General features: G+C 67.8%; 13 protein-coding genes and 1 tRNA gene. 9 read left to right on the top strand and 5 right to left on the bottom strand.

Annotated features, from left to right (window positions below):
* A partial coding sequence (gene ribD / locus ACK4IU_RS15400; RefSeq protein WP_409736764.1) for a bifunctional diaminohydroxyphosphoribosylaminopyrimidine deaminase/5-amino-6-(5-phosphoribosylamino)uracil reductase RibD occupies positions 1-379 on the bottom strand: 379 nt, incomplete at its 3' end.
* Between the two features lie 26 nt (positions 380-405).
* The gene (gene nrdR / locus ACK4IU_RS15395) at positions 406-873 is read right to left on the bottom strand and encodes a transcriptional regulator NrdR (protein WP_128514091.1); all 468 of its coding nucleotides are present in this window, start codon (positions 871-873) and stop codon (positions 406-408) included.
* A 194-nt stretch (positions 874-1,067) separates the two neighbouring features.
* On the opposite strand from nrdR, the gene ACK4IU_RS15390 reads away from it, so the two are divergent.
* Complete coding sequence (locus ACK4IU_RS15390) at positions 1,068-1,940, top strand: glycosyltransferase family 2 protein (protein ID WP_409736762.1); 873 nt, start codon at positions 1,068-1,070, stop codon at positions 1,938-1,940.
* 61 nt (positions 1,941-2,001) lie between these two features.
* On the top strand, positions 2,002-2,271 hold the full coding sequence (locus ACK4IU_RS15385) for a hypothetical protein (RefSeq protein ID WP_409736760.1): 270 nt from the start codon (positions 2,002-2,004) through the stop codon (positions 2,269-2,271).
* Positions 2,272-2,398: 127 nt separating this feature from the next.
* On the opposite strand, the gene ACK4IU_RS15380 is transcribed toward ACK4IU_RS15385, so the two are convergent.
* Positions 2,399-2,473 (bottom strand) — tRNA-Thr (locus tag ACK4IU_RS15380).
* A 112-nt stretch (positions 2,474-2,585) separates the two neighbouring features.
* Between ACK4IU_RS15380 and ACK4IU_RS15375 the strand changes: the two genes are divergently transcribed.
* The 6 genes from ACK4IU_RS15375 (at position 2,586) to ACK4IU_RS15350 (ending at position 6,944) form a co-directional block, all read left to right on the top strand.
* Complete coding sequence (locus ACK4IU_RS15375; protein ID WP_409736758.1) at positions 2,586-2,756, top strand: hypothetical protein; 171 nt, start codon at positions 2,586-2,588, stop codon at positions 2,754-2,756.
* 5 nt (positions 2,757-2,761) lie between these two features.
* Positions 2,762-4,030, top strand: a complete 1,269-nt coding sequence (gene murA, locus ACK4IU_RS15370; protein WP_409736756.1) for a UDP-N-acetylglucosamine 1-carboxyvinyltransferase — start codon at positions 2,762-2,764, stop codon at positions 4,028-4,030.
* Positions 4,027-4,500 carry a DUF2948 family protein gene (locus ACK4IU_RS15365; protein WP_149588096.1) on the top strand — a complete coding sequence of 158 codons (474 nt, stop codon included), beginning with the start codon at positions 4,027-4,029 and terminating at the stop codon, positions 4,498-4,500. The genes murA and ACK4IU_RS15365 overlap by 4 nt, the downstream gene beginning before the upstream one ends.
* 125 nt (positions 4,501-4,625) lie before the next feature.
* On the top strand, positions 4,626-5,927 hold the full coding sequence (gene hisD / locus ACK4IU_RS15360) for a histidinol dehydrogenase (protein ID WP_409736754.1): 1,302 nt from the start codon (positions 4,626-4,628) through the stop codon (positions 5,925-5,927).
* Positions 5,928-5,998: 71 nt separating this feature from the next.
* The gene (locus tag ACK4IU_RS15355; protein ID WP_149588094.1) at positions 5,999-6,478 is read left to right on the top strand and encodes a UPF0262 family protein; all 480 of its coding nucleotides are present in this window, start codon (positions 5,999-6,001) and stop codon (positions 6,476-6,478) included.
* Between the two features lie 4 nt (positions 6,479-6,482).
* A complete protein-coding gene (locus tag ACK4IU_RS15350) occupies positions 6,483-6,944 on the top strand; it encodes a low molecular weight phosphatase family protein (protein WP_268815766.1) in 462 nt (153 codons plus the stop codon).
* 18 nt (positions 6,945-6,962) lie between these two features.
* Here ACK4IU_RS15350 and ACK4IU_RS15345 read toward each other — a convergent pair whose 3' ends face one another.
* Positions 6,963-7,610: a hypothetical protein gene (locus ACK4IU_RS15345; protein WP_409736751.1), complete on the bottom strand. Its 648-nt coding sequence runs from the start codon at positions 7,608-7,610 to the stop codon at positions 6,963-6,965.
* A gap of 38 nt (positions 7,611-7,648) precedes the next feature.
* Between ACK4IU_RS15345 and ACK4IU_RS15340 the strand changes: the two genes are divergently transcribed.
* Positions 7,649-8,353 (top strand): endonuclease/exonuclease/phosphatase family protein, encoded by a 705-nt coding sequence (locus tag ACK4IU_RS15340; RefSeq protein ID WP_409736749.1) that lies wholly within the window; start codon positions 7,649-7,651, stop codon positions 8,351-8,353.
* Between the two features lie 115 nt (positions 8,354-8,468).
* Here ACK4IU_RS15340 and ade read toward each other — a convergent pair whose 3' ends face one another.
* Positions 8,469-10,169: an adenine deaminase gene (gene ade, locus ACK4IU_RS15335; protein WP_409736747.1), complete on the bottom strand. Its 1,701-nt coding sequence runs from the start codon at positions 10,167-10,169 to the stop codon at positions 8,469-8,471.
* Positions 10,170-10,211 lie beyond the last annotated feature (42 nt).

The raw sequence follows: 10,211 nt of genomic DNA, 5'->3' as shown, positions 1-10,211 counted from the left end.
GGGCGGCCTGGTCTGACAGCACGCCTTCCGTGACCGCGATCCCGGCCGTGCGCAGCATCGCATGGCCCTTGCCCGAGACGCGCGGATCGGGGTCGGTCAGGGCCGTCACCACCCGTGCCACTCCGGCGGTGATCAGCGCCTCGGCGCAAGGAGGGGTCTTGCCGTGATGGGCGCAGGGCTCCAGCGTGACGAAGGCCGTGGCGCCCCTGGCCAGAGGCCCGGCCTGTGCCAGCGCCCGCACCTCGGCATGCGGCCGCCCGCCCGGCTGGGTCCAGCCGCGCCCGACGACCATCCCGTCCCGGACCAGCACGCAGCCCACCGCCGGGTTCGGCCAGACATTGCCAAGGCCCCGCGCCGCCAGGCGCAGGGCATGGGCCATGTGGGCCCGGTCTTGGGAGGGATCGCTCACTCTTCCCCGGCGGCTCCGGGCCGAAGCTCGCTGACGAAGCCGTCGAAATCGTCGGCCGTCTGGAAGTTCTTGTAGACGCTTGCAAATCGCACATAGGCGACCGTGTCGATCCGCGCGAGGCTTTCCATCACGATCTCGCCGATGACCTTGGACGAGATGTCGGTGTCGCCCAGGGACTCCAGCCGCCGCACGATGCCGCTGATCATCTGGTCGATGCGTTCGGGGTCGATCGGCCGCTTCTGCATCGCGATGCGGATCGAGCGTTCCAGTTTCGACCGGTCGAAATCCTCGCGCTTGCCGCTGGACTTGATGACGACAAGATCGCGCAGCTGGACGCGCTCGTAGGTGGTGAAGCGGCCGCCACAAGCCGGACAGAACCGGCGGCGGCGGATCGAGACGTGATCCTCGGCCGGACGCGAGTCCTTCACTTGCGTGTCGATGTTGCCGCAGAACGGGCAGCGCATCGGCTCCCTCCTTGCTTTGGTGTTGGTCCTGCCTCTAGGCCCGGTGTTTTCCCCGGTTCCCCACACTGACTATAGGGGCGGGCCTTGCATCTGGGGAAGGCATATAATCGCGGCCCAGAATATGGGGCCGGCACTGTGGCGGCTCGGACTCACGCCCGACTTGCCGCAGACCGGACCGGATGGGTAGATAAGGCATGACCGCACCCCGTATCGCCCTGTGTGCCATCGTCCGGAACGAGATCCGGGGCCTGATCGAATGGCTGGCGCATTACAAGGTTCTTGGGGTGGCCGAGCTGATCATCTACGACAATGCCAGCACGGACGGCACCACCGATCTCCTGCGCATGCTGGACGAGGCAGGGGAACTCGTCCATCTCGACTGGCCGAATTCCGTCGGCGCGCGGCCGCAGCGGCGGGCCTATGAACATGCGCGCCGACATTCCGATGCTGACTGGCTTGCCTTCTTCGATGCCGACGAATTCCTGGTCCTGCACCGGGATGCCAGCCTGGCCGGTTTCCTGGCCGGGTTGCCGCGCGATGCCTCCGCCGTGGCGGTGAACTGGATCGTCTTCGGCAGCGGCGGTGCATCGGCCTATCGCCGCAAGCCCGTAACCGAGCGGTTCACCGAGGCGCTTGCGGCCGACGCCCCGCTGAACCGCACGGTCAAGGCGATCGGACGGCGTGCATCGCTATCGGGAACCGGCATCCACCGGGTCGCCCTGGCCGAGGGGCGTTATGTGACGCCATCGGGGGGCGATGTGGCCTTCGACGACCTCACGTCCAGTGTCGTACCCGAGGTGACGGTTGCGGCGCTTCACCACTATGCGATCAAGTCGCTGGAGGAATTCGCCGAAAAGCGCGCGCGCGGCCACGCGAACTCGCAGTTTCCCGAACGCAAGCGGGCCCGACTGGATGCGGGTCTCGCCGAATTCGAGGCCGGAGGGGTGCGCAACGACGTCCTGGCCCTGTCCTCCGGGCCGATGCCGGCCGAAGCGCAGCGGCTGAGCCGCATCGTTCTCGATGCCGGGCTCCGCTTTCCGGTCTGGCCATTCGTCGAGGATAGCTGAACGGCCATTCGGAAAATCGCTTCGCAACTGTCATGCTTGTGTTACGATTCCATGCATGCGGATGCGACTCACCCTCCTTCTTTGCTGCGCGACGCCGGCCCTGGCGGAAAGCCCGATTGCCGAAGTGGTCTGCGTCCAGCGCGCGGAACTGGTTCGGAAACTGTCCGGTGCGTCGGTTTCCGGCTCGGGTCTGCGCGACACCGAGACGGTGCTGGAGGTCTGGACCCGCCCGTCGGGCGACTGGACGCTGGTGCAGAGCTATCCCGACGGGATGGCCTGCATCCTGGCAATGGGAGAGGCTTGGGAGGCAGTGGTGCCTCCACCCGCCTAGTATGACCTGCTGCCAAGGCGGGGCGATGCCGGACCTGCCCTTGGCGATGGCATCCCTGCATCAAATCACGCCCACAATCGACCCAGATCGTCGATCGCACATGACCCGTCGCCTTGAAGCGAATGGATGGTGCTGCAAGAGAGGATTGAACTCTCGACCTCTCCCTTACCAAGGGAGTGCTCTACCACTGAGCTACTGCAGCGCCGTTGGTGGGCGGGGAGATAGACGCAAACCGGGGGCGGCGCAAGGGGGTTTGCTGCGGTTTCCCGGCCTCCTCTGGACCCACCCGCGACCTTGGGGTAGAAGCCATCCCCATGCGCAGCCCCTCGGACCTCTCGCCGGGCGAAAAATCCCGGAAACCCGAGCGCCCCGCCAGCCGGGATGACCGGCTCAAGGCGGCGCTGAAGGCGAACATGGCGCGGCGGAAGGCACAGGCAAGGGCTCGGACCGCCGAAGACGCGGCCGACGATACCGAAAGGGACTAGGGCAGATGGATTCGATTCTGGTGCGCGGCAATGGGGCTCTGTCCGGGGTGATCCCGATCGCGGGGGCGAAGAATGCCTGCCTCACCCTGATGCCGGCAACGCTGTTGTCGGACGAACCCCTGACGCTGACCAACGCGCCGCGGCTGTCCGACATCCGCACCATGACGCAACTCCTCCAGTCGCTCGGCGCGGAAGTCGCCAGCCTGCAGGACGGCCTGGTGCTGGCCCTGTCTTCGCATTCGATCACCAACCTCAAGGCCGACTACGACATCGTGCGCAAGATGCGCGCCTCTATCCTCGTTCTTGGCCCGATGCTGGCGCGTTACGGTGCGGCGACCGTCTCGCTGCCAGGCGGCTGCGCCATCGGCGCGCGGCCGGTGGACCTGCACCTCAAGGCGCTGGAGGCGATGGGGGCGGACCTCGACCTGCGCGACGGCTATGTCCATGCCAAGGCCCCCGGCGGACGGCTGAAGGGCGCGGTGGTGGAGTTCCCCTTCGTCTCGGTCGGCGCCACGGAAAACGCGCTTATGGCGGCCACGCTGGCCAGGGGAACCACGGTCCTGAAGAACGCCGCGCGCGAGCCCGAGATCGTCGATCTGGCCCGCTGCCTGAGGAAGATGAGCGCGAAGATCGAGGGCGAGGGGACGTCCACCATCACCATCGAGGGCACCGACCGGCTGGGCGGAGCGACGCATCAGGTGGTGACGGACCGGATCGAGCTGGGGACCTACATGCTGGTCCCGGCGATCTGTGGCGGCGAGGTGGAATGTATCGGCGGCACGCTGGACCTGGTGGAAAGTTTCGCCGAAAAGCTGGACGCGGCGGGTGTGTCGGTCACCCAGACCAACCGGGGCCTGAAGGTTTCCCGCAAGAACGGGCGGGTGAAGGCGGTGAACGTCACGACCGAGCCGTTCCCCGGCTTCCCGACCGATCTTCAGGCGCAGATGATGGCGCTTCTCTGCACCGCGGACGGTGTGTCGGTGCTGGAGGAGAGGATCTTCGAGAACCGCTTCATGCACGCCCCCGAGCTGATGCGCATGGGGGCAAGGATCAACGTGCAGGGCGGGACGGCCACGGTCACCGGCGTCGAAAGGCTGCGGGGGGCGCCGGTGATGGCCACGGACCTGCGGGCCAGCGTGTCGCTGATCCTCGCGGGGCTTGCCGCCGAGGGGGAGACGGTCGTCAGCCGCGTCTACCACCTGGATCGGGGGTATGAGCGGGTGGAAGAGAAACTCCGCGCCTGCGGGGCGCATATCGAGCGTATCCAGGCATGACCGACGCCCGGTTCGAGGATGGCGGCGAGGCCCCGCTGCGGCTGGTGGCGCAGGATGCCGACGACTTGAAGGTCGTCTCGGCCCTGGTCCAGGACGCCGTCCTGCCGGTGACCGAGATCAGCTATGACGCACGGCGCCGGCGCTTTGCCGTTCTGCTGAACCGCTTCCGCTGGGAAGACCGCGAGGAGGCCGAGCGGCTCGGCCGTGCCTATGAACGGGTGCGTTCGCTTCTTGTGGTCGAGGATGTGCGAAAAGTGCAAAGCATGGGCTTTGATCGGGCTGACAAGGATCTTGTGTTGTCCGTTTTGTCCATGTCGTTCGAGCCGGGCGAGGACGGAACGGGGCGCGTTTCCATCGTGCTTGCCGGCGACGGGGCCATCGCGCTGGACGTGGAGGCGCTGGAGGTGCGGCTCGACGACGTGACGCGGCCCTACCGCGCGCCATCGGGCAAGGTTCCGCGCCACGACTGATCGGCGCGACCGGAGTTTTCCTGAAAACTCCGGACCGATTTCCGGACGGAAATCGGCCCGCGGTTTCCCGGCTTGAGCCCCCGGCCCACCCGCGCTATCTGACCCGCGACCAGCCGGAGGCCCCGATGCCCGTCTTCCTCGACACCACCGACCCGGACTTCGAGACCGCCTTCCAGAGCCTTCTCGGGCAGAAGCGCGAAGAGGCCGAGGATGTGGACCAGGCCGTCGCCGCGATCATCGCCGATGTCCGCAACCGGGGCGATCGGGCGGTGATCGACCTGACCGCCCGCTTCGATCGCCTGACGCTGACGCCGGGCTCCCTTGCCTTCTCCGGGGCCGAGATCGATGCCGAAATCGCCCGGGTCAGCCCCGAGGACCGGGCCGCCCTCGAACTGGCCGCCGAACGCATCCGCGCCTACCACGCGCGCCAGAAGCCGCTGGACGAAAGCTGGACCGACAGCGCGGGCGCCACCCTGGGCTGGCGCTGGACGCCGGTCTCGGCCGCCGGCCTCTATGTGCCGGGCGGGCTGGCCTCCTATCCGTCCTCGGTCCTGATGAACGCCATCCCCGCCAAGGTCGTGGGCGTCGAGCGTCTGGTCATCGCCTGTCCGACGCCCGACGGCCGCGTGAACCCGCTGGTTCTGCTGGCCGCGCAGATCGCAGGAGTTGACCAAGTTTACCGGATCGGCGGGGCGCAGGCGATCGCGGCGCTGGCCTACGGGACCGAGACCATCGCCCCGGTGGACAAGATCACCGGCCCCGGCAATGCCTTCGTCGCCGCCGCCAAGCGCCGGGTGTTCGGCCGCGTCGGCATCGACATGATCGCCGGCCCTTCCGAGATCCTGGTCATCGCCGACCGGGACAACGATCCCGACTGGATCGCACTCGACCTTCTGTCCCAGGCCGAACACGACGAAAGCGCGCAGTCGATCCTGGTGACCGACAGCGCTGCGTTCGGGCGGTGCGTGGCCGAGGCCGTCGCGCGGCGCCTGGAAACCCTCGAACGCCGCGCCATCGCCGGGGCATCCTGGGCACGGCATGGCGCGGTGATCGTCACCCGCGACCTGGCCGAGGCCGCGGCGCTGTCGAACCGCGTCGCTCCCGAACATCTGGAACTCTGCGTCGCCGACCCCGAGGCGCTGGTCCGCGACATCACCCACGCCGGCGCGATCTTCCTCGGCGCCTACACGCCCGAGGCCATCGGCGACTACATCGGCGGGCCAAATCACGTCCTGCCCACCGCCCGCTCGGCCCGCTTCTCCTCGGGCCTCTCGGTGCTGGACTTCATGAAACGCACCACGCTGGCGAAGATGACGCCCGCGGCGCTCAAGGCCATCGGCCCGGCGGCGGAACGGCTGGCGACCAGCGAAAGCCTGCAGGCGCATGGGCTGTCGGTGCGGGCGCGGCTCGACCGTCTGAACGGCTGACGCCCCGCCACCTTCGCGCTTGATCCGCCTGACGGGCTGGGGCATCACGGTCCGGTCGCAAGGAACCGCCCATGACCAACCGCATCTGCCAGATCGAGATCGACGAAAAGGGCCTCGCGCGCCCGACGCCCGAGATCGAACAGGAACGCCGCGTGGCGATCTACGACCTTTTGGAGGAAAACTCCTTCACCCCCGCCCGCCGCCCCGACCGCGAGATGCCCGAAGGCCCCTACCGCGTCCTCCTGGCGATCCGCGAGGGACGGCTGGTGTTCGACATCGCCACCGAAGCCGGCGAGAAGGCGGCCGAGTTCCACCTCTCGCTCGGCCCCTTCCGCCAGGTGGTGAAGGACTATTTCCAGATCTGCGAGTCCTACTTCGACGCGGTCAAGCGCCTGCCGCCCAGCCAGATCGAGGCCATCGACATGGCGCGGCGCGGCATCCACAACGAGGGTGCCGCGATCCTGCGCGAGCGGCTGGAGGGCAAGGCCGAGGTCGACACCGACACCGCGCGGCGCCTCTTCACCCTGATCTGCGTCCTGCACTGGGGCTGAGACCTTGGGCGACTTCCCCCAATCCGTCCTCTTCTGCTGCGACCACAACGCCGTCCGCTCGCCCATGGCGGAAGGGCTGATGAAGAAGCTCTACGGCCAGCGCGCCTATGTGCAGTCTGCCGGCGTCAAGAACGACATGGAGATCGACGGCTTTTCCGTCGCGGTCTGCAAGGAACTGGGGATCGAACTCAGCCGCCACCGCTCGCGCAGCTTCGAGGAAATGCAGGACTGGGGCGACGACCTGTCGCAGTTCGACCTCATCATCGCGCTCAGCCCCGCCAGCCAGCGCATGGCGCTGGAACTGACGCGGTTTCATCATTTGGAAATCGAATACTGGCCGATCCTCGACCCCACGGGGCTGGGCGAGACGCGCGAGGCGAAACTGGCCGCCTACCGCCAGGCACGCGACCAGATCAAGGCGCGGATGCTGGAACGTTTCGGGCCGCCGACGGAAGACCCTTCGTGACCCCGGCGGCCGCGCCGCCTAGCCGCCGGGCTTGCGTGCGAACAGCTTGCGGAACCGCGCCCGGTTGGTCTGGATGAACAGATCGAAGGGCGCGCCCAGCCGGCCGGCCCGGTCCAGCAGATAGATCACCCCCGCCACCGCCGCCAAGGCCGCGCCCAGCGTGTTGACGATGATGTCGCCCATCGTGTCAGGCAGGCCCGACTTCATCATGTTGAAGCCGAACAACGTGTCCATCGCATATTCGAACAGCTCCCACAGCGTGCCCACCGTGATCGCAAGGCAGAAGGACAGCGCCCCGATCGCCCAGGGCGGGGCGGCATAGCGGTCGCCCTCGAACAGCATGAAGATCAGCAGGAAGCCCAGGATGCCGAACCCCATGGCCGAGCCGAAATGCAGCGCCAGATCCCACCACCAGAAGCGGTTGTAGAAATCGTAGACCTCGCCCAGATACAGTGTCGCCAGCACGAAGGCGGCGATGGCGGCCAGGAAACTCGGCGGCAGGCGCAGGCCGATGCGGCTGGCCAGAAGCCCGGGCAGGACCGTCAGCCCCAGTGCGGCCAGGGTGACGAAGGCCGCCGGCCAGACCCCGCGCAGCAGGGCGACTGCCGCCTCCAGCGCCAGGATCAGCCGGATCGCCGAAAGGACCAGGGTCGATGTGTTCGGCATTTCTCCCGCTCGGTTGGTGTGATGCCTATATTGGCGTCATGACTGCCGATTCAAAGCCCGTCCTGCGTCTTGCCTCGTGGAACATCCGCAAGGCCCTGGGCACCGATCTGCGCCGCGATGCCGACCGGGTCCTCGCGGGCATCGCCGCCCTTCAGGCCGACATCGTGGCGCTGCAAGAGGCCGATCACCGTCTGGGCGACCGGCCCTCGGCCCTGCCGCGCGACCGGATCGCCGACGTGACGGGGCTGGAACCCCTGCCCATCGGGCGCAATGCGGTCAGCCTCGGCTGGCACGGCAATGCCCTGTTGGCCCGGCCGGGGATCCGGTTGTCGGCGCTCGAACATCTCGACCTGCCGGGGCTGGAACCGCGCGGCGCGGTGATCGCCGATCTGGACACGCCCGCGCCTCTGCGGGTGGTGGCGGTGCATCTCGGCCTGTTGCGGGCGGCGCGGCGGCGGCAGCTCGATGCGATCAAGGCCGCGCTCGGCCGGCATGCGGCGCGGCCCACGGTGATCCTGGGCGATTTCAACGAACGCTCGCGCCGTGTGGGGCTGGGGCGGATCGCCACGCCCTTCGTGATCCTGCCGACCGCGCCCACCTATCCCTCGCGCCGGCCCTTCCTGCCGCTCGACCGGATCGTGCATTCGCCTGATCTGGAACTGCACCCCCTGCCGCCCGGCCGCGCCGAGGGGCATCAGCCTTCGGATCACCTCCCGGTGCTGGCCGATCTGCGCTGGCTGTAACCCGAGGCGCCGACCGGCCGCAGGCTGGATGGAACATACTTTCCGGAATCTTTATGTCCGCGAGCAATATACTGGAATCGAAAGACAATCTGGAAATGTCCACCGTGGACACCTTTCACGGGATCACCTCGAAGCGGTCCACATCGACCATGCCGTGATCGGTGATCTTGAGGTGCGGGATGACCGGCAGGGCGAGGAAGGCCAGTTGCAGGAAGGGCTCTTCCAGAGTGACCCCCAGCGACCGCGCCGCGGCGCGGAGTGCGACGAGATCCTCCCGTACCGCCTCGAAGCCTTTCAAGCTCATCAGCCCCGCGACGGGCAGGGGCAGCTCGGCCAGCACCCGGCCACCCTCCACGACGACGAAACCGCCCTCGATCTCGACCAGCCGGTTCGCGGCCAGCGCCATGTCGGCATAGTCGGCGCCCACTACGGCGATGTTGTGGTGGTCGTGGCAGACGGTGGATCCGATCGCCCCCCTATGCAGCCCGAAGCCCTTGACGAAGCCCGTCGCCCGGTTGCCGTTGACCCCGTGCCGCTCGATCACCGCGATCTTCACCAGGTCGCGGGCAGGGTCGGGCCGCTTGTCCCCGTCCTGCGGCGCGATGTCGAAACTCAGGTGTTCGGTGATGATCTTGCCCGGCAGGATGCCGATCACCGGCGTCTCGACCCGGTTGCCGCCGGTGCGGAAGTGGGAAGCCTCGATCCGCGCCGACGTGACCGAGTTCCGCGACACCGGCTCGGTCGTTCCCCGGGCGGCGAAGGCGGCGTCGTCGGCCACCACGCCCCCAGCCAGCACGAGGCTCGCGTGGCACCCCTCCACGCTGTCGATCACCGCGATATCGGCGCGCTTGCCCGGCGCGATCAGCCCGCGGTCCTTCAGCCCGAAGGCCTCGGCCGCCGACAGGCTCGCCGCCCGGTAGACCGCCAGGGGCGGCGCCCCCAGCGCGATGGCCGTCCGGATCATGTAGTCCAGATGGCCATGCTCGCCGATGTCGAGCGGATTGCGGTCGTCGGTGCAGAAGGCAAGGTAGGGCGAGAAGCGTTCGGTCAGAAGGCCCGCCAGCGCGTGCAGGTCCTTCGACACCGACCCCTCGCGGATCAGCACCCGCATCCCCTTGCGCAGTTTCTCCAGCCCCTCGTCATGGCTGGTCGCCTCGTGTTCGGTGCGGATGCCGGCCGCGATGTAGCCGTTCAGGTCATTGCCGCGCAGGAGGGGCGCATGGCCGTCGATGTGCCGGCCCTGGAACGCCTCCAGCTTCTCCAGGCACTCCGGGTCCTTCATCAATACGCCGGGATAGTTCATGAACTCGGCCAACCCGATCACCTTCGGGTGGTCCTTGAACGGCACGAGGTCCGCCGCGACCAGCCGCGCCCCGGTCGTCTCCATATGGGTCGATGGCACGCAGGACGACAACTGCACCCGCAGGTCCATCACCAGTTGCGACGCGGACTCAAGGAAGTAGCGGATCCCGTTGATCCCGCAGACATTCGCGATCTCGTGCGGGTCGCAGATCGCCGTGGTCACGCCGCGCGGGGTCACGCAGCGGTCGAACTCATGCGGGGTGACGAGGGAGGATTCGACGTGCAGGTGTGTGTCGATAAAACCGGGCACCAACACGCGCCCCGAGACGTCGATCTCGCGCCTGCCGCGGTAGGTCCCGAACACGCCGACGATGGTGTCGCCGCAGATCGCCACGTCGGTTTCCACCAGATCGCCGGTGATGAGGTCGAACACCCGGCCCCCCTTCAGCACCAGCTCGGCGGGCACCAGACCCCGGCCCTGATCAATTCTGTCGGCAAGCGGCGCTTTCGGCATGGCATTCTCCTTTCGGATCAGGGAACCTGAATCCGACTGCGG

This window comes from Tabrizicola flagellatus (assembly GCF_046295235.1).
GTDB lineage: Bacteria > Pseudomonadota > Alphaproteobacteria > Rhodobacterales > Rhodobacteraceae > Tabrizicola > Tabrizicola flagellata_A.
Note: the sequence above shows the minus strand (reverse complement) of the source record. Positions and strands in the feature narration are given on the sequence as shown.